Here is a 19,430-nt window from a genome sequence, read left to right on the forward strand (position 1 = left end):
CCGAATCCTCTTATTTTTTGAATGCCCGCCATGACTGCCTCCACCCCTGAATCCCAGCCCACCCCTGCTGCCGCACGTGCGCCCCTGCGTACCGAAGACGTCATCCTCCTTCTGGACGAGCCTGCCGCCCGTGTCTGGTGGCGCAGGCCCATGGTGTGGGTGGGGGCGGTGGTGCTGCTGCTGGCCGCCGTGGCCGGCGGAATGGTCTGGAAAGGCCGGCAACAGGCCAGCCAGGCCCCAAGCTATGTGACCGAGACGGTGGCGCGTGGCCACCTGTCGCTGTCGGTCACGGCCAATGGCACGCTGCAGCCCACGCGTTCGGTCAGCATCGGCAGCGAGCTCTCGGGCACCGTGCTGCAGGTGCTCGTGGATGTGAATGACCAAGTCAAAAAAGGCCAGGTGCTGGTGGAGCTGGACACTTCCAAACTGGGTGACCAGGTGAAGCGCTCGCGTGCCACGCTGGCCTCTGCCCAGGCCAAGCTGGCCCAAGCTGTGGTGGCCACGCGCGAGGCCCGCACCAGCCTGGCCCGCCTGGAAGAGGTAGCGCGCCTGTCGGGTGGCAAGGTGCCGTCCAAGACGGAACTGGACACGAGCCGCGCAACGCTGGAAACCGCCCAGGCCTCGGAGCTCAGCGCCCAGGCCGCAGTGGCCGATGCCAAGGCCGCTGCGGCCACCGACGAGACCAACCTTTCCAAGGCCTCGATTCGCTCGCCCATTGATGGCGTGGTGCTGACGCGCACGGTGGACCCTGGCAATGCCGTGGCCGCCTCGTTGCAAGCCGTGACGCTGTTCACTGTGGCCGAAGACCTGACCAAGCTGCGCCTGCAGGTGAATGTGGATGAGGCTGATGTGGGCTCGGTGCAGGTGGGACAAAAGGCCAGTTTCACGGTCAGCGCCTACCCCATGCGCAAGTTCCCGGCCAAGGTCACACGCGTGGCCTTTGGTTCCACCACGACCGACAACGTGGTGACCTACATCACCTACCTGGAGGTGGACAACAGCGACCAGACCCTGCGGCCCGGCATGACAGCCTCGGCCACCATTGCGGCCACCGAACGCGAGGATGCGCTGCTGGTGCCCAACACCGCGCTGCGCTTCTCGCCGCTGGCCTCCACGGCAGCGGCCACGCAAAGCAAGGGCGGCATTGTCTCCAGCCTGATACCGCGCATGCCCGGTGGCACGCGCAAAACCGCTGGTAGTAGTGCCGTTGCGGCGCGCCAGGTGTGGGTGTTGCGGGATGGCGCCGCGGGTGCGGTGGCAGTCACCCCCGGCATTTCAGACGGCCGGATGACCGAGATCACTGCGGGCGAGTTGCAGGTGGGCGACAAGGTGATCACCGACCAGCGCACCGCCGGGGCCCGCTCATGAGCGAGGCCACTACACCGGACTCGACGCCGCTGATTCGCCTGCGCGGCATCACGCGCGACTACGGCGAGGGCGCCACCAAGTTTCGGGCCCTTAAGGGCGTGGACCTGGACATCGAAGCTGGTGACTTTGTCGCGATCATGGGCCCCAGTGGCTCGGGCAAGTCCACCGCCATGAACACCCTGGGCTGTCTGGACACTCCCACGTCGGGCGAGTACCTGTTCCAGGGCGTGCCCGTGCAAAGTCTGGGCCGCGACCAGCGCGCCCGTCTGCGCCGCCGCTACCTCGGGTTTGTGTTCCAGGGCTTTAACCTGCTGGCGCGCACCTCGGCGCAAGAAAACGTGGAACTGCCGCTGCTCTACCGTGGTGAGTCGGTGGCCGACCGGCGCGCTGCTGCCAGCCGCGCGCTGGCCTCGGTGGGGCTGGCGGGTTGGGAGCACCACACGCCGGCTGAACTGTCGGGCGGGCAGCAGCAGCGCGTCGCCATTGCCCGCGCCATCGTCACCGAGCCCGCCGTGCTGTTGGCCGACGAGCCCACCGGCAACCTGGACACCCAGCGCAGCCACGAGATCATGGAGCTGCTGTGGCGCCTGAATGTGGACCGGGGCATCACCGTGCTCATGGTCACGCACGAACCCGACATGGCCGCCTACGCCAAGCGCGTGGTGCGCTTTGTGGACGGCGTGGTGGCCGATGACGCGCGCAACCCCCACCCCCAAGCCACGATGGTGGACAAGGCCGGGAAGGTGGAGGTGGCCCATGCTGCTTAACACGCTGCTGCTCGCGTTGCGCTCTATCCGGCGCAACCTGTTGCGCTCCTTCCTCACCATCCTGGGCATCGTGATCGGCGTGAGCGCCGTGATCACCATGGTGACGCTGGGGCAGGGCGCTACACAGGCCGTGCACAACCAGATCGCCAGCCTGGGCAGCAACCTGCTCATGGTGCGCCCCGGCCAGCGCCAGGGCCCCGGGGGAGGTGGCGGACCGTCGTTCAAGGAAGCCGATGCGCAGGCCATTGCCACGCAGATGGGTGGTGTGCAGGGGGTGGCGCCTGAGGCGCGTGCGGGTGTCACCGTGGTGGCCAATGGTCGCAACTGGTCGACCAGTGTGACCGGCAGTACCAATGCCTGGTTTGACGTGAGTAACTGGAAGTTGGCCCAGGGCCGCCGCTATACCGACGAGGAGCAGCAGGCCGGTTCGGCCGTCTGCGTGATTGGCGAGACCGTGCGGCGCGAGCTGTTTGGCAGCCAGCCTGCGCTGGGGGCCCAAGTGCGGGTGAAGCAGTTCTCGTGCGAGGTGGTCGGCATTCTGGCCTCCAAAGGCCAAGCGGCCATGGGCAACGACCAGGACGATGTGGTCATGGTGCCCCTGCATACGCTGCAGCGCCGCGTCACAGGCTCGCTGAATGTGGGCACCTTGCTGGTGTCCATGCAGGAGGGCAGCGACCCCAGCCGCGTCAAGGCCGGCTTGACCCAGCTGCTGCGCGAGCGCCGCAAGCTGGCCGACGGCGACGATGACAACTTCAACGTGCTGGACACCCAGCAACTGGCCGACACCCTGTCAGGCACCACGCAGGTGATGACCACGCTGCTGGGGGCGGTGGCCGCCGTGAGCCTGCTGGTCGGGGGCATTGGCATCATGAACATCATGCTGGTGAGCGTGACCGAGCGCACCCGCGAGATTGGCCTGCGCCTGGCCATTGGTGCGCTGGAGCGCGAGGTGCTGCTGCAATTCCTCATGGAGGCCGTGGCGCTGGCCGCCTTGGGCGGGCTGGTGGGCATTGTGCTGGCTACCGGGGCCTCCATGGGCCTGGCACAGGTGATGCAGGTTCCCTACCTGTTCAACCCGTCGATCAACCTGCTGTCGCTGGTGTTTTCATCGGGCATTGGCGTGGTGTTTGGCTACTTTCCGGCGCGGCGTGCCGCGCGCATGGACCCCATCGACGCGCTGCGGCACGAATAGCGGCTATTGCAGCGAGGCGAGGTGCGCGTCCAGCCGGCCCAGGGTCTGTTTGCCGCCCTCAATGGCGCCGTACTCGGCCACCACAAAGTTGCGATCCTCGGGTGTGGGAAACAGCATGCTGATGGTGACCAGCGTACCACCGGGCACCTCGTCAAAGGTCCAGGTGGCGACAAAGTTGGCACCCTTGCCATGCTCCTTGCCACCACCATGCCGGAAGACGATGCGCACGGGCGGAACGACTTCCTCGAAGATGCTTTTGTTTGGGTAGCGCGTGCCGTCAGGCCCCACCATGGTGTGCTTCCAGTGGCCACCCACGCGCACATCCATTTCTTCGATGGTGGTGGAAAACCCCGTGGGGCCCCACCACTTCACCACTTGCGCCGGGTCGGTCATGGCCGCCCAAGCCAGCACGCGCGGCGCCTTCACGGTGCGTTGGATCAGGATTTCGTTCGGGGCTTCGACACGCATGGTTTCAGGCTTTCGCGTTGCAGTTGACCATCCAGTTCGTGCCGAACTTGTCCTTGAAGCTGCCGAAATAGGCGCCCCAGAACATGTCCTGCAGCGGCATTTCCACCTTGCCACCTGCCGACAAGCCGTTGAACAGGCGTTCTGCCTCGGTGCGCGTGTCGGGTTCCAAGTTGATGTGCACATTGCTGCCCTGCACGAGCTTGAAGCCCATGGACTCGGGCGCGTCGGTGCCCATGATCACATGGCCGCCCAGCAGCGTTAGCTCGATGTGCATGACCATGTTGGCGGTGTCCGCCGGCATGGGTGGCTGGTCCGGCGAGGCTGGCACATCCTTGAAGCGGTGGATGGGGCCATTGAACTCACCGCCGAACACCGAGCGGTAGAACTCGAAGGCCTGCTCGGTGTTGCCGGCGAAGTTGAGGTAGGTGCTGACGCGTGCCATGGGGTGCTCCTTTCGTGCAATGGGAATAGGGGAATAGGGCGCAGGGTGTTACAGAAATCGCGCGGGGATGGCGCTGTGAAACGGGTACATGGGAAAGTAGGGCTTGGCCTCTTCCAGCACGCGCCGCACGGACGGGCGGTCCATAAGGCGCTCGAAATAGGCCCGCAGATGCACCAGCGGCTCAGGGATGGCTTCCAGCGTGTGGGCATAGAAGAGCGCGGGCGCTGCCGCGCAGTCGGCCATGCTGAAGGCATCACCCGCCGCCCAGGACCGTGTGGCCACCTGGGTGTCGATCAAGCCGTAGGCCGTCTGTATCGTGGCCCGCCGCCCGCTCATGTCGCCCTGGGAACCATGCAGGTGGTCCAGCACGATGTCCTGCATCGGTTCGTGCACATAGCTGTCAAAAATGCGGTCCCACAGGCGCACCTGCAGGGCGTCGTTCATGTCTTTGGGAATCAGCGGAGGCAGTGCCGCGAAGGGGTCCAGGTACTCGATGATGATGGACGACTCCGGCACCGTGCGTTGGCGCTCGTGGTCGCGCAGCACCGGGAACTTGCGAAAGGGCCACAGCGCGCCCAGCGCGGCACGGTCGGCTTCTGCACCGAGGTCGATCACACGCGCTTCAAACGCAATGTCTTGCTCGTAGAGCGCCACAAGGACCTTGTGGCAATAGGAGGCCAGGGGGTGGTAGTACAGCGTCAGCGACATGGGGACTCCGAAGCGAAGGGATCAAGCCGTCTGCAAGAGCGACAGGTAGTCTTCCAGCACATCGATGTTGCCGCTCCAGCCCTGGTTCATGCTGTCGTGGCTGGCGGCGAACAGTGCTTCTTCTTCGGGGGTAGCCTCATGCGGCGCCCACACCAGCGTCATCAGCGTGCCACCGTCCTGCTCGGTCAGTGTGGTGGTGGAGTGGGTGTACATGGGCCAGCCGGCTGCCCACGGGTTGCGCGTGACGCCGCCTTGCGGGTCGGAGAAGCACTGGATCAACACCATTTTCTCGGGCGCCCGAAGTTCGCGGAACAGCCATTTGCCCCATAGCTCCATGCCGCCTTCCACCTTCATCGCGTAGTGGTAGGTGCCGCCCTCACGGAAGTCCAGCTGGCTGTGCGTGATGGTGCTGCCCTTGGGGCCCAGCCAGTGCTGCAGGTGCTCGGGCGAGGAGTACACCTCCCACACCAGTGCGCGGGGCGCCTTGAGCAATCGGGAAATGGTGAAAGGGGCGTGGGTGGTCATTGTTTCTCCTCGGTGGATGGGGGTTGCAGGGTGGCCAGATAGTCTTCGAGACGGTCCAGTCGGTCTTCCCAGTGCTGGCGGTACTGGGCGACCCAGTCGGCCGCTTCGCGCAGGGGCTGGGCTTCGAGCTTGCAGGGACGCCACTGGGCCTGGCGGCCCTGGCTGATGAGGCCGGCGCGCTGCAGCACTTTGAGGTGCTTGGTCACGGCCGGGGCACTCATGGCAAAGGGCTTGGCCAGGTCACTCACCGAGCTTTCCCCTTGCGACAGGCGCGCCAGGATGGCCCGGCGCGTCGGATCGGCCAGGGCGGCGAAGGTGGTGCTGAGGGCGTCTTGCATGTCTTTATTTAACCAGTTGGTAAATTAAAGAAGAAAAAAAGGGCGATGTCAAGTCGCCGGGCGTTTGCTGTCTGGCGTGGTGCCACGGATATGGCGCTGGTTGTTGCAAAAATCGTGGCTGATGGCAAGGTTCTCCACGTGGCTGCTGCCACCCTCGCTGCGCGGAATGATGTGCTCCAGCGTGGCATCGGCATGGGCCACATGCTTGCCGCAGATCCAGCAGGGCACCTGGCCATGCAACTGGCGCGCCACGGTGCGGTAGATCTTCTCGCGGGTGAGTGACAGGGCGGTCATGGACTTAAAAAAGAAGGTCGAACGGGGCGTCGTGCAGATTCCGTATCGTAATTGTTCAGCGGTGGACGGTTCAGTTTGCGGCGTGGGGCGAGGCCGGTTGCAATGCGGGCATGTCCTTGCATCACACCCTCCGCACCTGGTGGCGCCACCGCCGCGCCGCGCCGCCCGCCCGTGTCATGCCCTTGCTGATGGGGCGCTCGCTACGCGCGGTATTCCAGCCACTGGTGGACGTGCAAAGCAGCAAGATCGTGGGGCACGAAGCGTTGGCGCGCGCGCCCTTCACGCTGCCAGACCTGACGGTGGAACACATGCTGAAGGCATCGAACGAAGAACGCTGCCTGAAGAACTTCGAGTTGGCGTGTGTAGAACTGGCCTTTGAGCACTGGGTAGACAGTCGTGCGGAAGGGCAGCTTTTTGTGAATCTCAGTGCGGTGACGCTGGCACTGCTGCACAGTTCGGACCTGAGTGGTTTGATCCTGGAGCGCATGCGCAAATACGGCCTGTCGCCCCGCCGCGTCGGCATCGAGGTGATTGACTATGGCTTGGTGCCTGACCTGGACGTGCTGGTTGCTGCCCTCAAGCCGCTGCGTGCCGCCGGGGTGTCGGTGGCGCTGGACGACTTCAAACCCTCGGACCGTGGCATGCAAGCCTGGGCCAAGATTTTGCCCAATGTGGTGAAGCTGGCCCCGCGCTGGACACACAACCTGGCCACCGAACCCGAACAGGCCAAGACTGTAGAGAGTCTGGTGCGTCTGGTGCACAAGCATGACAGTGTGTTGGTGGCCAAAGCGGTGGAGTCGGAAGACACACTGCGCGCTGTCACCCGCTTGGGCGTGAACTGGGCGCAAGGCTATTTTTTGGGCAGCCCCGACAGCACGCCCTGCAGCCAGCTCAACCTGCGCGCGCGCCAGGTGCTGCGCAGCGTGGCCTGAAGGGGCTGCGCTGCGTCAGGCGGCGTCCAGCCCGCGCAGCACCTGCAGCAGCTCGCCAATACTGGCGTTGAGGTGGCTCACGCTGTTCTCGCGTTGGCTGCGGGCAAAGGCGTGCCAAGTATCGATGTTCAGGATCTCCAGTTTGCCGTAGGAAATCTTGAGCCATCCCTGCTGGGCGAGCTGTTGCACATATTCCGAAAACAACGTGCGCGACACGCCACAGAGCGAGGCCAGCGTGGTCTGTGCGATGGGAATTTCCACCCCTTCCCCCAAGCCGATGGTAGGCGGCCGGTCCGACTTGTAGGCCAGCGCTTCGGCAAACTGGGCCAGGCCCATCACCACGCGCAGGCAGGGGTTGCCCAGCTTCATGAGGGTGAGCGTTTCCGAAGTCTTCTGCACCCGCCACGCCATGAGCTTGGCGACATAGCGCGCAAAGTGCGGCTCCTGCACAAACAGCGCGTCAAAAGTGGCGGCCGGCAGGGTCAGCACCTCGGTAGCGGTGAGGCACACGTAGTCGGCAAAGCTGGGCTTGCGGTTGATGATGGACTGCTCGCCAAACCAGGCTCCCTTGCCATAGATGGACAAGGGGGTGGACTCCGAGTTGGTGGTGGAGATGGATGCGGACACCAGGCCGCTGATGAGGTAGTGCCAGTGGCTCACCTCGCCACCCTTTACCCAGATCTTGCGCCCTGCGTCGAAGGACTGCACCTTCACCACGGTAGCGGTCTGCGCGGCCACGGCGTCGCTCAGCCCGAGCTTGCGCAGGCGCTGCAGGATGTAACTGTTGGTGGGCATGGCTCAGACGCCGGGTGGTGGGGCAAAGTGGTCAAAGCTGGCCCAGGGCCCCTGCAGCGAGGCGCCTGAACCGTCCACCACGCGCAGTCCCGGCGCTGCCTGGATGTGGCCGATGCGGGTCACAGGCGTGCCGCTGGCCACTGCCGCGGCCTGTACGACGGCCGCTTTCGCAGGGGGCGCCGTAAACACCAGCTCGTAGTCGTCACCACCTGCCAGCACACACTGCAGCAGCTGCGCAGCCGGTGCTTGAGAAGAAAATAGGCCGCTGGCCCCCGTGGAATAAGCGCTAGAAGCTAGCAAATGCATAGCAACATCGGCATGCACACTCGCGCCCACACCGCTTTGCGCCAGGATGTGGCCCAGGTCACCGAGCAGGCCGTCGCTGACATCGGCGGCCGCAGTGGCCACGCCGCGCAAAGCCAGGCCGAGTGCCACACGCGGGGTGGGTTGCTCCAGCCGCTGGCGTGTTTGCGCCAGCAGGCCAGGCGGTAGGTGGATCTTGCCTTGCAGGCATTGCAGCGCCAGTGCGGCGTCACCTAGCGTGCCGCTCACATACACATCGTCTCCGGCCTGGGCACCGCTGCGCAGCAGGGCCTGGCCGGGCGGCACTTCGCCAAACACCGTCACGCAAATATTGAGCGGACCGCGCGTGGTGTCGCCACCCACCAGTGCACAGCCATGGGCGTCAGCCAGGGCGAACAGGCCTTCGGAGAATGGCTGCAGCCACTCCGCCCGAGCGTCCGGCAGCGCCAGTGCGAGCGTGAAACCCAAGGGCTTGGCGCCGCAGGCAGCCAGGTCGCTGAGGTTGACTGCCAGCGCCTTGTGGCCCAGGGTGCGCGGGTCTACATCGGCAAAGAAGTGACGGCCACTGACCAGCATGTCGCTGCTTACGGCCCATTGCATGCCCGGGGTGGGTTGCAGCAGCGCACAGTCGTCGCCCACCCCCAGTGCCACACCAGCGCCCAGCGCCCGCTCGGGGCGCTGGAAGTAGCGTGCAATCAGTTCAAACTCGCCCAGGCCAGCCATGCCAGGTACCCGGTGTCATCAGGCCGCGGTGTCGCGCGCGGGCCAAAAGAAGCTCAGCGGAGCCTGGCGCAGGCGGGCAAACACAGCGCGCTGGATACGGCTACGGCCCACGCCGGACACGTTGTGCGCACGCAGCGCTACCCGAAAGGCGAGGTAAAAACTCACCCCCACATTGAGCACGCCGATCAGCGGAATGCTGGCCACGGCCCACCACAGTGCGGGCAGCTTGACCACGTCCCAGCCCAGGCTGGCACAGGCCGCGCCCAGTTGCCCGGTGGACAGGGTGACGTGGCGCACGTCCAGCGCCAGGCCCAGGAACCCCAGGATGGCGGGCACCAACCCGAGCATGAAGCCCAACGAGATATTGGCCGCCAGGCCCGAGATGTTGTTGCGCATGAAGTGCGCCCAGCGGTCGGCCCGTGCCGTGCCCAGCCACGCGGTGATGCGCGGGTTGTAGCGGATGGCCGAGTCCAGCCGGTGCAGCACAAACCAGTTTTCTACCCAGCCGGCAATGATGCTGCAGGAAAACAGCAGCACGCCGGTGAAGGCCGCAAACAGCAGGCACGGCCCCAGCAGCGAGAGCGAGTGCAGCACATAGTGCGCTTTTTCCTCGCTGATCATGGGCTGGCCCAGCGTGTACTGCATCGCCACCGACAGGCCGACGGCGACCGGAAACACCACGATCACGTTGCCCAGCACCGCGGCCACCTGCGAGCGCACCAGGTGGGTGACCTCATCCACAAAGGCGCCCAGCGCGGTGTCGTCCGCAATATCCTTGAGCTTGGCCGCCATGGCGGGGGCCGTCATGGCCGGTTGTTTGGTGGCGAGGGTGAAGTGCAGCAGCTGGATCAGCACAAAACTCAGCGCATACGACACCCCCGCCCAGAAGCCACCCCAGAAGGCTGACAGCCCCAGCGCCAGGATGCCGAACTTCATGGCGGTGGTGATGGCAGTGAGCGCACCGCCGCCCGCGGCGTTGGCCAGCATCTCGCGGTACTCGGCGCGGGTGCGGGTGATGTAGTGCTCGCCGGTCTCGCTGCTGCGCTCGGCCACCTTGGCCGCCAGCAGCGAGGAGTTGGACGCCACCAGCGCACCGATGCTGCGCTGCTCCTGGCTCACGCTGGCCAGGTGCGAGACCAGGCGCGCGCTGGCGTGTTGGGTGTCGTCGTCCAGCAGGCAGTCCAGCAGGGCACGCACGCGCAGCACACGCTCGCGCAGCTGGCGCAGGCGGAACACCAGGTCCACCGAAATCCCATGCGCGTCCAGGTGGGTGTAGACCGAAGCCGCGGCGTGGCGGCAGGCTTCCAACCGGGTGCGGAACTGCTGCACAGCGTCGTGGGTGTCTTCGCCAGCCAGCCAGGCATGGCGCACGGCATCCAGGTCAGCGTCCAGCTGGTGGAAGGGGCTGGCATCGCGCGCAGGCACGCTCATGCGCAGGCGAATCTCGGGGGAAAACCCGGCCGCTCGGATCTGGCTGGTGCAAAACGTCATCGCGTCCAGCAGGGTGCTTTGCCAGTGGGTGAGTTGGGGGCGCAGGGCTGCGTTGTGGCCTACGGCAGGGGTACCCAGCAAACTGGCCAGGCGCCGCAAGGTGGGTACGGGCAGGGCGGCCAGCCATTGGGCGTCGTGTTCGTCATCGAGCACCAGGCCGAACAGCTCGGAGGCGTCCGCGGTCTCGGGGGTGGCCGGCAGCAGCTTGTGGTGCAGGCGCTCCACCAGCTCGCTGACAAAGGCGTTGCGCGAGGCAAAGCCGTAGTCGGACAGCAGGGTACTGCCATCCACGGTGTGCAGCAGGGCACGCCACCACACTTGCAGCTTTTCTGTGGTCGCGGGGCGCGCGTCCAGCACGTCCAGCAGCAGCTCCACGCGGCCCACTGCGGCATCGGCGCCGTCGTTGCGGCCGCGTATCCAGTCCAGCAGGGCGATCAGCCAGACGTGGCGTTCCACCAGCCCGGCAGCCGGGTCCAGCGTATCGAGCAGGGTGGCAATGTCGCCGCTGGCGCTGCGCGCGGCCATCAGTGCAGAGTGCGGGAGCCACCCGCGTCACTCAGGGCGTCCAGCACAAACATGGGGATGGTCACATCAAACTTCTCGCCATCCTCGGCCACGCAGAAAAAGCTGCCGTGCATGGTGCCGGTGGGCGTGCGCAGGCGGGTGCCACTGGTGTATTCAAAGGCCTGGCCGGGCTTCAGCAGGGGCTGCTGGCCCACCACGCCCAGGCCCTTGACCTTTTCGGTGTGGCCGTTGGCGTCGTTGACGTTCCAGGTACGCGAAATCAGCTGCGCGGTCACATCACCGGTGTTGGTGATGGTGATGGTGTACGCAAACACGTACAGGTCATCGGCGGGTGCAGACTGGTCGGGGAGGTATTGGGGGGCAACTTCCACCAGAAATTCGTATTTGGCCATGGGCCAATGCTACCTGCGAAAATGATAGCCTTGTCAACACCCCTTCCAAGCCCCTGCCATGACGTACCGCATTGCCCCCTCCATCCTGTCTGCCGACTTCGCCCGCCTGGGGGAGGAGGTCAAAAACGTGATCGCCGCGGGCTCCGATTGGATCCACTTTGACGTCATGGACAACCATTACGTGCCCAACCTGACCTTCGGCCCCATGATCTGCAGCGCCTTGAAGCCGCACGCCAAGACGGCGGCCGGTGTGGCCGTGCCGATTGATGTGCACCTGATGATCTCGCCCGTGGATGCGCTGGCCGCCAGCTTCGCCGAAGCCGGAGCCGATTACATCAGTTTCCACCCCGATGCCTCGGGCCATGTGCACCGCAGCATCCAGGCCATCAAAAGCAAGGGCGTCAAAGCCGGTTTGGTATTCAACCCGGCCGAGCCGCTGGATGTGCTGGACTGGGTGATCGAGGACATCGACCTCATCCTGATCATGAGCGTGAACCCCGGCTTTGGCGGGCAGAGCTTCATTGACTCCGCACTGCGCAAGATCGAAGACGTGCGCAAACGCATCGATGCCTCCGGCAAGGACATCCGCCTGGAGGTGGACGGCGGCATCAAGACGGACAACATCCGCCGCGTGGCTGATGCGGGGGCTGACACCTTTGTGGCCGGCAGCGCCATCTTCGGCAAGCCGGATTACAAGAGCGTCGTTGACGCCATGCGCGCTGCGCTGCGGGGCTGACCTGCATTGACCACGCCCACGCCACCCGTGGATCCCAGCCGCCCACCCGTGCACTGGTTTAGTGCCGTCATGGGGGAGGGCGGCGCCCACCGCCGGGTACGCGTGGCCATGTATGCCACGCTGCTGATCCTGGCCATGCTGGCCACCGTGCGCGCGGTGCGCCTGGGGCATTCCGAGCAGGTACGCCAGCTCGATATGGAAATCATCCGGGTGGCGGCGGAACAAAGTGCCATCACGCAGCGCTTGGGCGTGCAAGCGGCCCGACTGGCCTTGCACCCCCAGGGCTCCTCCGAGGCCAACCCCTTGTCAGACACCCTGGCCTTGTCACAGATTCAGGCGCAGCACCTGGAAGCGCTGTTGGCCCAGCAAACGCGTTCGGAATCTCTGGCTGGCGTGGCACTGCAGCAGGCGCAGATGCGTTGGGAGCGCAGCCGCAACAGTTTGTGGAATGACGTCAAGGCGGTGCTGCTGCAGGCCTCCCTGCACGATACGCAAGCCCTGATCCGGGCGCAGGACGTGCTGCAGGCCGAGTTGGACCAGTCTTTGCTGGCCAGCGGCGACCTGGTGGTGCAGGTGCAGAACACGGCGGTTGAGCGCAGCCAGGATGCGGTGCTCACGATGCGGTGGCTGACCGGCGGTGCACTGTTCCTGTTTGTGCTGCTGGGGCTGTTTCTCGTAGAGCCCACGGCACGCGCGGTACGCCGCCAGTACCGCACTTTGGCCGGCCAGACCGACCGGCTCAAACGCCTGGCGATGGTGGCTGAGCTCAGCTCCAATGCCATGGCCGTGACCGATGAAAACCACCGCGTGGTGTGGGTCAACGAGGCGTTTTCCGAACTTACCGCCTATGCACCGGCACGGGCGCAAGGCCGGCGCCTTGGCACCCTGCTGAAGGCACGCAGTGCGGACCCGGCGCGGTTTGCTGAATTCAGCAAAGCGTTGCGGGCAGGCCAGGGCATCAAGCGCGAGATGCGCATCAGCGTCAAGGGCACAGAGGTGGGCTGGGTGCTGGTGGACATGCAACCTATCAACGATGAGCAGGGCACGTTGAGCGGATGGGTGCTGGTGGCGACGGACCTGACCGCGATGCGCCAGCAGCAGCAGTTGCTGTCTTTGGCGGTGGACGGCGCTGGCCTGGGTATCTGGCACTGGGACATGGTGGCAGACACCATCCACTGCAACCTGCGCATGCACACCATCCTGGGCTACGCGCTGGGAGAGATGGACATGACAGCGACCTTCTGGAACGCCCTGATCCATCCGGAGGATCGGGGGCATTGGCAGCAGTCCATGCGCCAGCACCTGCAGGATCCCTCGCTGCCACACCGCCTGGCGGTACGGGCGCGCCACCTCAGTGGGCGCTGGGTCTGGATCATGTTTGCGGGTACCGTGGCCGACCGCAATCCGCAGGGGCGTGCGGTGCGCATGGCCGGCGTGGCCATGGATGTGAACGCCCAAAAGGCCATGGAGCAACAGCTCCGCGTGGCCGCGCGTACCGATGGGCTGACCCAGTTGCCCAACCGCGCGGTGGTGGTGGACCTGATCCGCGCTGCCATTGAGCGCCACAAGGCGCAGCCCGGCTACCACTTCGCCGTGCTGTTCATGGACTTTGACCGCTTCAAGCAGGTCAACGACACGCTGGGCCACAGCGTGGGCGACGAGCTGCTGCGCCAGATCGCGCGCCGCCTGCAAGAGAGCTTGCGGCCCGGCGACAGTTTTGTGCACACCAGTGACTTTCAGCAGATTGCTGCCCGCATTGGGGGTGACGAATTTGTGGTGCTGCTGGACGACATGCGTGGTGATCTGGACGCCGAGATCGTCGCCAGCCGTTTGCTGGACGTGCTGGCCGTGCCCTACACCGTGGGGTCGCACCGCATCACCTCGACCGTGAGCATCGGCATCGTCACCAGCACCCATGCCGAGCTGGATGCCGACAGCGTGCTGCGCGACGCCGACATCGCCATGTACGAGGCCAAGCGCGCCGGGCGCGCCCGCTACGTGCTGTTCGAACCCTCCATGCGATCGGACGTCAGTGCCTCGGTAGCACTGGAAAACGACCTGCGCCAGGCGCTGCCCAATGGCGAGATTTTTGTGCAGTACCAGCCCGTGGTGCACCTGCCCGGCAACACCGTGGCGGGCATTGAGGCCCTGGCCCGTTGGCGCCACCCGCAGCGTGGTCTGGTCTCGCCGGCCGACTTCATTCCGCTGGCCGAGGCCTGTGGGTTGATCGACGCCGTGGGGCAGTTCGTGCTGCAGCAGGCATGCCGCACCTTCGAGCGCCTGCAGCAACAGCTGGGCGCCATGGCGCCGCCCCTGGTGGCCGTGAATCTCTCGCGCGCCCAGCTGCGCCAGCCGCGGCTGGTGGTGGATATCCAGGAGGCGCTGCGCGACACCAGCATGTCGCCCCACCAACTGGTCCTTGAAGTGACGGAAAGCCTGGCCGCGCAGGACGCGTCGGTGCAGCAAACCCTGTGCGAGATCCGCGCACTGGGCGTGGGGCTGGCGCTGGACGACTTTGGCACGGGCTACTCGTCGCTGTCCTGCCTGCACCAGCTGCCGGTGAACACTGTGAAGATTGACCGCTCTTTTGTCAGCCAGGCCAGTGACAGTGAGTACCACCGGGTGCTGATAGAGGCCACGCTGCGCATGGCGCACACCCTGGGGCTGGGCACCGTGGCCGAGGGCATCGAAACCCCTGAGCAGGCCCGTCTGATGGCCGAGCTGGGCTGCGCCGAAGGCCAGGGTTACTTGTTTGCCAAACCCATGGATGTCGCACCGTTGGTGATGTGGATCCAGTCCGGCCCCCACCCTCTCTGATTCTCGGAATGACCTTGAAAACCTTGCCTTGGGCGCTGCCCGCATTTGATGCCGCCATCGTGGACCTGGATGGAACGCTGGTCGACACCCTGGGTGACTTTGTGGAAGCCCTGCAGCGCATGCTGGGCGACTTGCCCGCACCTTACCGGGACTTTGCGGTAGACCGTGTGCTGGTGGAGCGGCTGGTCGGAAAAGGTTCGGAGAACTTGATAAAAAGCCTATTATCCCTCGTGGATGCTGAACAAGTAGCTATAAATTCAGGAGCAATTTTTGATGCGGCCTGGTCCAGCTACCAGCGCCATTACCCCGATGTGAACGGCTGCTACTCCAGCGTCTACCCCGGTGCGCTGCAGGGGTTGGCACAGTGCCAGGCCGCAGGCTTGCGGCTGGCCTGTGTGACCAACAAGCCCACCGCGTTTGCCCGCGCATTGCTGGCAGACAAGGGGTTGGCAGGGTTCTTTCTGCACACCGTGGGGGGGGACGCGGTGGCGCGTAAAAAACCCGATCCCATGCCCTTGCTGCATGCCTGTGAACTGCTGGGCAGTGCGCCTGCGCGCACCCTGATGGTGGGAGACTCCAGCAACGATGCCCAGGCCGCGCGTGCCGCAGGCTGCCCGGTGTTGCTCGTCAGCTATGGCTACAACCATGGTGAGCCCGTCGCCGCGGTGGACGCGGATGCGGTCGTGGACACCCTTGCTGATCTGCCTTGGCGGGCCTGACGCGAAGGGGCTAAGCCCCCAGCTTGAACACGGCAACCCCTTGCACCAGGTCTTGCGCCTGGGATTTCAGGCTGCTGGCAGCGGCAGCCATCTGCTCCACCAAGGCCGCATTCTGCTGGGTGGCGTGGTCCATCTGGGTCACGGCTTGGCCTACCTGGGCAACTCCGGCACTTTGCTCGGAGCTGGCGGCCGAGATTTCACCCATGATCTGGGTCACACGTTGGATGGAGCTGACCACTTCGGTCATGGTGGTGCCAGCTTGGTCGACCAATGCGGTGCCTTGTTCCACACGCTCCACACTTGCGCCAATCAGGCTCTTGATTTCCTTGGCTGCCTCCGCACTGCGTCCGGCCAGTGACCGTACTTCGCTGGCCACCACGGCAAATCCCCGGCCTTGCTCGCCGGCACGGGCCGCCTCCACCGCCGCATTCAGGGCCAGGATGTTGGTCTGAAAGGCGATGCCATCGATGACGCTGATGATGTCGCCGATCTTGCGGCTGGCATCCACAATGCCTTTCATGGTCTCCACGACCTGGCCCACTACCTCTCCGCCCTTGACGGCGACGGTGCTGGCGATCGTGGCCAGTTGGTTGGCCTCGCGCGCCGAGTCGGCGTTTTGCTTGACGGTGGAGCCCAGCTCGGCCATGGACGATGCGGTTTCCTCCAATGCGCTGGCCTGTTGCTCCGTGCGAGCGGACAGGTCGTTGTTGCCCTGGGCTATTTCCGCGCTGGTGACCGCCACACGGTCTGCATTGGTCTTGACACTGCGCACCGTGGTGCCGAAGCTCTCCTGCATGCGCGCCATGGCACCCAGCAGCTGCACTGTCTCGTCGCTGCCGGAGGGGTGCACCGCGGTGGCCAGGTCTCCCGCGGCCAGCGCGTCGGCGATGGACACCGCATGGGATAGCGGCTGGGACAGCTGCTTGGCCAGGTAGAGCGCTCCTGAGATCAGCAGCACGGTGGCCAGGGCCCAGGTGATGCTGACCTGCATCTTGGACGACGTCACGCTGGCGTTGGAGGCCGCACGCGCGGCCTTCACGCTGGCCTCAATGCCGTCGGCCTGTTCTGCCATCTGCTTCTCCAGCGCGCTGAAAGCCTTCTGAAAATCCGCCACCGCGGCCTGTGCCGCCGCAGGGTCCTGGATGGCCAGGGCCTGCACTTTCCGGCCGGCCTCCACATAGCTGGCTACCATGGGCAACGTGGTTTTCAGCATGGCCCGCACATCGTCCGAGATGGGATGTTCCTCCAGGCGCTTGAGGGCCTCGGTAAACACCTTGGCATGCTCATCCAGCCCTTTTTTGGCCTCGGCCATTTGCTCCTCGTTGTGGGTGCTGGCGCCCAGAAGGGCCAGCAGCACGTCGCCGCGCACAGCGTCATGCATCATGTCGGCCTCCTGGCTGCTTTGCAGCGCGCTGGACATGGCCTCCGATTCATCGATGGCGCTTGCCAATCGGTTGGTCTGTATCAGGCCGATGCCACCCACCAGGGCGGCCGCCAGCGCGCCGACCAGGCCCAGTGCAATGATTTGGTGTCGCAGTTTCATGGTGTCTCCCAACACGCGAGAAGTTAGTGGGCCAGGGCTGGTGATGCGTTCTGGCCGCCCAGCTTGAACACGGCGACCAGCTCCACCAGGTCTTGCGCCTGGCTCTTGAGGCCGGAGGCAGCCGCGGCCATCTGTTCCACCAGTGCGGCGTTCTGTTGCGTCGCTTGATCGATCTGTGATACCGCCTCGCTCACCTGGGTCACGCCGGTGTTCTGCTCTGAACTGGCCGCACTGATTTCGCCCATCATGTCCGTGACACGGCGGATGGAGTCCACCACCTCGCTCATGGTGCTGCCGGCCTGGTCCACCAGCGCCGTGCCTTGCTCCACGCGCTCCACGCTGGTGCTGATGAGTTGCTTGATCTCCTTGGCAGCCTCGGCGCTGCGGCCCGCCAGGGCACGCACCTCGGAGGCCACCACGGCAAACCCTCGACCTTGTTCGCCCGCGCGGGCGGCTTCCACCGCGGCGTTGAGCGCCAGGATGTTGGTCTGAAAGGCAATGCCGTCGATAACGCTGATGATGTCGGCGATCTTGTTGGAGGCCTCGTTGATGCCTTTCATCGTTTGCACCACCTGGCTCACCACTTCCCCGCCTTGCAGGGCCACGCTGGACGCGTTGGTCGCCATCTGGTTGGCCTGGCGGGCGCTGTCGGCGCTGCGGCTCACGGTGGCGCCCAACTCCTCCATGCTGGCGGCCGTTTGCTGCAGCGCACTGGCCTGCTGCTCCGTGCGTGCAGACAGGTCATGGTTGCCCTGTGCAATTTCGGCGCTCGCGTGGGCGACGCCTTGCGAGCCCTCACGCACCTTGGTGACTAGCCGGGACAGGCTGGCCTGCATGGTTTGCAACGACGTCATCAGCGCGGCCACCTCGTCGCGTCCCTGGATATGCAGCTGTGAAGTCAGGTCCCCGTTGGCCACCTTGTCTGCCACCGTCACGGCCTCGCTCAGCGGTCGCACAATCTGGCGACTCAGCCAGATGCTGCCAGCCAGACCGGCCAGCGTGACCAGCACCATCACGGCATAGGCCATTTGACTGCCGCGCGCGGCCTCGGCGCTGGCGGCTTCTGACGCCGCCTTCTCTTTTTGTGAGAGTTGGGCTCGCAGGTCGCCCATCAGGGCCACGGCATCGCGGTCCTTGCCACGTGCTGCCTTGTCACCGGCCTGGAAGTCCATGCCGTTGGCCTTGTAGTCTTCTATGCCTTTTTGGTAGCCCTCAGCGGCCACCTGCATGGCGGCAGCCAGCTTCTGGGCGGTGACCTTGCTCTCACCATCCTCCAGCATGGAGTTCAACGTCTGCAGACCCTCACCGACGGACTTCATTTCCTTCAAATGGGCAGACCAGTACTTCTCCAGATCCTTCGGCTCCTTGCCGCGCAGAAGCACGTTCTTCCATTCCTGCACCGCGGTGGCAAAGTCGCCCGCGATGTCGGCGGCCTTTTTGTTGGCTGCTACGTGGCGCAGAACTTCCACCTTGTAGCTGTCCACCGCGTGGTTGAGCTGGGTGATGCCAAACAACCCTCCTACAAAGAGCAGGGCCAGGGCTACCGCGAATGCTAGGGGCAGTTTGAGACTGAGCTTCATAGCGAAATCCTTTGCGTGAGGGCGACCGGATACAGCAAGCGCTCACAGACTACAAGGATTGCGTGCCCCTGTCATCCCTTAATGTGGAATGCATAGGCACAAAAAAGCCTGCGATGGCGTGCGCCAGGCAGGCTTTTCAAAGCGTGGCCGCTGGTGCGGCACCGCGCAGCGGGGTTACTTCACACCCAGGAGTGCGTCCTTGAGTTTGAAATCTGCGGGGGATGTGCCGAACCAGATGGACATGATGGCCTTGAAGAATTCCGGTTCCTTGAACGGCTCACCCTGCACCTTGCCCTTGGCAGTGACCACCATGCCGGTGCCCGGAATCCAGTCCAGCAGGATGACGTCGCCAGGCATTAGTGCCTTGTTCACGGTGAAGATGTCGCCCATGCGGATCAGGCCGGGTACCAGCTTGGACATTTCGTTCTTGGGTACGTTGTCTTCCACGCCACGGGTCAAGAGCTTGCCAAACGGGCCCGCTTCGATTTCACGCAGGAAGGTCATGGTCAGGCGTTTGGGGCCGGGAGCTGCGACCAACTCCTCCAACGAACTGACTTTTTGGGTGGTGTACAGCTCACCGACATAGACTTTGAACACGGCCTTGTAGCGGATGCCGGCCCCGTTGAGCTGCAGCTTGGTGCCTGCCACCGTGGCGCTATCTTCAACTTTGACGCCACTGATATCTTGTGTGGCTGCGAGGGCGGAGCCCGCCACCACCAGGGAAACCAGGCCGGCAAGCAGGAATTTGGGGAGTGTCATGAAAGAGGAATCC

Annotated in this window: 20 protein-coding genes; 7 read left to right on the plus strand and 13 right to left on the minus strand. The window is 64.8% G+C overall.

The window, feature by feature from the left end; genetic code table 11:
• Nucleotides 1-30: 30 nt before the first annotated feature.
• From AC07OE_RS18500 to AC07OE_RS18510, 3 genes are read left to right on the plus strand one after another with little or no spacing between them, the layout of a single operon-like run.
• The gene (locus AC07OE_RS18500) at nt 31-1,368 is read left to right on the plus strand and encodes an efflux RND transporter periplasmic adaptor subunit (protein WP_495072048.1); all 1,338 of its coding nucleotides are present in this window, start codon (nt 31-33) and stop codon (nt 1,366-1,368) included.
• Nucleotides 1,365-2,135 carry an ABC transporter ATP-binding protein gene (locus tag AC07OE_RS18505; RefSeq protein WP_495072049.1) on the plus strand — a complete coding sequence of 257 codons (771 nt, stop codon included), beginning with the start codon at nt 1,365-1,367 and terminating at the stop codon, nt 2,133-2,135. The genes AC07OE_RS18500 and AC07OE_RS18505 overlap by 4 nt, the downstream gene beginning before the upstream one ends.
• Entirely contained in the window at nt 2,125-3,327 is a 1,203-nt protein-coding gene (locus AC07OE_RS18510) for an ABC transporter permease (RefSeq protein WP_495072050.1), read from the plus strand. Before AC07OE_RS18505 ends, AC07OE_RS18510 begins: the two co-directional genes overlap by 11 nt.
• Nucleotides 3,328-3,330: 3 nt before the next feature.
• Here AC07OE_RS18510 and AC07OE_RS18515 read toward each other — a convergent pair whose 3' ends face one another.
• From AC07OE_RS18515 to AC07OE_RS18540, 6 genes are read right to left on the minus strand one after another with little or no spacing between them, the layout of a single operon-like run.
• The gene (locus AC07OE_RS18515) at nt 3,331-3,795 is read right to left on the minus strand and encodes an SRPBCC domain-containing protein (protein WP_495072051.1); all 465 of its coding nucleotides are present in this window, start codon (nt 3,793-3,795) and stop codon (nt 3,331-3,333) included.
• Nucleotides 3,796-3,799: 4 nt separating this feature from the next.
• Nucleotides 3,800-4,237 carry a VOC family protein gene (locus AC07OE_RS18520; protein ID WP_495072052.1) on the minus strand — a complete coding sequence of 146 codons (438 nt, stop codon included), beginning with the start codon at nt 4,235-4,237 and terminating at the stop codon, nt 3,800-3,802.
• Nucleotides 4,238-4,285: 48 nt separating this feature from the next.
• Nucleotides 4,286-4,945, minus strand: coding sequence for a glutathione S-transferase family protein (locus AC07OE_RS18525; RefSeq protein WP_495072053.1), 660 nt, complete (start codon nt 4,943-4,945; stop codon nt 4,286-4,288).
• Nucleotides 4,946-4,966: 21 nt separating this feature from the next.
• Nucleotides 4,967-5,470, minus strand: coding sequence for an SRPBCC family protein (locus tag AC07OE_RS18530; RefSeq protein WP_495072054.1), 504 nt, complete (start codon nt 5,468-5,470; stop codon nt 4,967-4,969).
• Entirely contained in the window at nt 5,467-5,808 is a 342-nt protein-coding gene (locus AC07OE_RS18535; RefSeq protein WP_495072055.1) for an ArsR/SmtB family transcription factor, read from the minus strand. Before AC07OE_RS18535 ends, AC07OE_RS18530 begins: the two co-directional genes overlap by 4 nt.
• A 48-nt stretch (nt 5,809-5,856) precedes the next feature.
• Entirely contained in the window at nt 5,857-6,102 is a 246-nt protein-coding gene (locus AC07OE_RS18540; RefSeq protein ID WP_495072056.1) for an HNH endonuclease, read from the minus strand.
• A 110-nt stretch (nt 6,103-6,212) separates the two neighbouring features.
• Here AC07OE_RS18540 and AC07OE_RS18545 point away from each other — a divergent pair, with 110 nt between their 5' ends.
• Nucleotides 6,213-7,034 (plus strand): EAL domain-containing protein, encoded by an 822-nt coding sequence (locus AC07OE_RS18545; protein WP_495072057.1) that lies wholly within the window; start codon nt 6,213-6,215, stop codon nt 7,032-7,034.
• Nucleotides 7,035-7,049: 15 nt separating this feature from the next.
• On the opposite strand, the gene AC07OE_RS18550 is transcribed toward AC07OE_RS18545, so the two are convergent.
• Genes AC07OE_RS18550 through apaG form a run of 4 tightly spaced genes read right to left on the minus strand, consistent with a single transcriptional unit; the run spans nt 7,050 to nt 11,263 of the window.
• Nucleotides 7,050-7,829, minus strand: a complete 780-nt coding sequence (locus tag AC07OE_RS18550; RefSeq protein ID WP_495072058.1) for a Crp/Fnr family transcriptional regulator — start codon at nt 7,827-7,829, stop codon at nt 7,050-7,052.
• A 3-nt stretch (nt 7,830-7,832) separates the two neighbouring features.
• Complete coding sequence (gene thiL / locus AC07OE_RS18555) at nt 7,833-8,846, minus strand: thiamine-phosphate kinase (RefSeq protein WP_495072078.1); 1,014 nt, start codon at nt 8,844-8,846, stop codon at nt 7,833-7,835.
• Nucleotides 8,847-8,873: 27 nt separating this feature from the next.
• Nucleotides 8,874-10,871 carry a transporter-like protein TlpB gene (gene tlpB / locus AC07OE_RS18560; RefSeq protein WP_495072059.1) on the minus strand — a complete coding sequence of 666 codons (1,998 nt, stop codon included), beginning with the start codon at nt 10,869-10,871 and terminating at the stop codon, nt 8,874-8,876.
• Complete coding sequence (gene apaG, locus AC07OE_RS18565) at nt 10,871-11,263, minus strand: Co2+/Mg2+ efflux facilitator ApaG/CorD (protein WP_477890412.1); 393 nt, start codon at nt 11,261-11,263, stop codon at nt 10,871-10,873. Before apaG ends, tlpB begins: the two co-directional genes overlap by 1 nt.
• A gap of 58 nt (nt 11,264-11,321) precedes the next feature.
• On the opposite strand from apaG, the gene rpe reads away from it, so the two are divergent.
• The 3 genes from rpe to gph are packed head-to-tail and all read left to right on the plus strand — an operon-like array spanning nt 11,322 to nt 15,535.
• Nucleotides 11,322-11,999 (plus strand): ribulose-phosphate 3-epimerase, encoded by a 678-nt coding sequence (gene rpe, locus AC07OE_RS18570; protein WP_495072060.1) that lies wholly within the window; start codon nt 11,322-11,324, stop codon nt 11,997-11,999.
• A 27-nt stretch (nt 12,000-12,026) separates the two neighbouring features.
• On the plus strand, nt 12,027-14,816 hold the full coding sequence (locus tag AC07OE_RS18575) for a putative bifunctional diguanylate cyclase/phosphodiesterase (RefSeq protein ID WP_495072061.1): 2,790 nt from the start codon (nt 12,027-12,029) through the stop codon (nt 14,814-14,816).
• An 8-nt stretch (nt 14,817-14,824) separates the two neighbouring features.
• Nucleotides 14,825-15,535: a phosphoglycolate phosphatase gene (gph, locus tag AC07OE_RS18580; RefSeq protein WP_495072062.1), complete on the plus strand. Its 711-nt coding sequence runs from the start codon at nt 14,825-14,827 to the stop codon at nt 15,533-15,535.
• A gap of 10 nt (nt 15,536-15,545) precedes the next feature.
• Here gph and AC07OE_RS18585 read toward each other — a convergent pair whose 3' ends face one another.
• The 3 genes from AC07OE_RS18585 to AC07OE_RS18595 form a co-directional block, all read right to left on the minus strand.
• The gene (locus AC07OE_RS18585; RefSeq protein ID WP_495072063.1) at nt 15,546-17,078 is read right to left on the minus strand and encodes a methyl-accepting chemotaxis protein; all 1,533 of its coding nucleotides are present in this window, start codon (nt 17,076-17,078) and stop codon (nt 15,546-15,548) included.
• A 23-nt stretch (nt 17,079-17,101) separates the two neighbouring features.
• Nucleotides 17,102-18,658, minus strand: coding sequence for a methyl-accepting chemotaxis protein (locus AC07OE_RS18590; protein ID WP_495072064.1), 1,557 nt, complete (start codon nt 18,656-18,658; stop codon nt 17,102-17,104).
• 174 nt (nt 18,659-18,832) lie between these two features.
• Complete coding sequence (locus tag AC07OE_RS18595; protein WP_495072065.1) at nt 18,833-19,417, minus strand: chalcone isomerase family protein; 585 nt, start codon at nt 19,415-19,417, stop codon at nt 18,833-18,835.
• Between the last annotated feature and the right edge of the window lie 13 nt (nt 19,418-19,430).

This window comes from Rhodoferax sp. GW821-FHT09E07, from assembly GCF_059416145.1.

Coding starts and splice junctions, on each gene's coding strand:
- AC07OE_RS18500 (WP_495072048.1), top strand. CDS start 31: ATGACTGCCTCCACCCCTGAATCCCAGCCCACCCCTGCTGCCGCACGT.
- AC07OE_RS18505 (WP_495072049.1), top strand. CDS start 1,365: ATGAGCGAGGCCACTACACCGGACTCGACGCCGCTGATTCGCCTGCGC.
- AC07OE_RS18510 (WP_495072050.1), top strand. CDS start 2,125: ATGCTGCTTAACACGCTGCTGCTCGCGTTGCGCTCTATCCGGCGCAAC.
- AC07OE_RS18515 (WP_495072051.1), bottom strand. CDS start 3,795: ATGCGTGTCGAAGCCCCGAACGAAATCCTGATCCAACGCACCGTGAAG.
- AC07OE_RS18520 (WP_495072052.1), bottom strand. CDS start 4,237: ATGGCACGCGTCAGCACCTACCTCAACTTCGCCGGCAACACCGAGCAG.
- AC07OE_RS18525 (WP_495072053.1), bottom strand. CDS start 4,945: ATGTCGCTGACGCTGTACTACCACCCCCTGGCCTCCTATTGCCACAAG.
- AC07OE_RS18530 (WP_495072054.1), bottom strand. CDS start 5,470: ATGACCACCCACGCCCCTTTCACCATTTCCCGATTGCTCAAGGCGCCC.
- AC07OE_RS18535 (WP_495072055.1), bottom strand. CDS start 5,808: ATGCAAGACGCCCTCAGCACCACCTTCGCCGCCCTGGCCGATCCGACG.
- AC07OE_RS18540 (WP_495072056.1), bottom strand. CDS start 6,102: ATGACCGCCCTGTCACTCACCCGCGAGAAGATCTACCGCACCGTGGCG.
- AC07OE_RS18545 (WP_495072057.1), top strand. CDS start 6,213: ATGTCCTTGCATCACACCCTCCGCACCTGGTGGCGCCACCGCCGCGCC.
- AC07OE_RS18550 (WP_495072058.1), bottom strand. CDS start 7,829: ATGCCCACCAACAGTTACATCCTGCAGCGCCTGCGCAAGCTCGGGCTG.
- tlpB (WP_495072059.1), bottom strand. CDS start 10,871: ATGGCCGCGCGCAGCGCCAGCGGCGACATTGCCACCCTGCTCGATACG.
- apaG (WP_477890412.1), bottom strand. CDS start 11,263: ATGGCCAAATACGAATTTCTGGTGGAAGTTGCCCCCCAATACCTCCCC.
- rpe (WP_495072060.1), top strand. CDS start 11,322: ATGACGTACCGCATTGCCCCCTCCATCCTGTCTGCCGACTTCGCCCGC.
- gph (WP_495072062.1), top strand. CDS start 14,825: ATGACCTTGAAAACCTTGCCTTGGGCGCTGCCCGCATTTGATGCCGCC.
- AC07OE_RS18585 (WP_495072063.1), bottom strand. CDS start 17,078: ATGAAACTGCGACACCAAATCATTGCACTGGGCCTGGTCGGCGCGCTG.
- AC07OE_RS18590 (WP_495072064.1), bottom strand. CDS start 18,658: ATGAAGCTCAGTCTCAAACTGCCCCTAGCATTCGCGGTAGCCCTGGCC.
- AC07OE_RS18595 (WP_495072065.1), bottom strand. CDS start 19,417: ATGACACTCCCCAAATTCCTGCTTGCCGGCCTGGTTTCCCTGGTGGTG.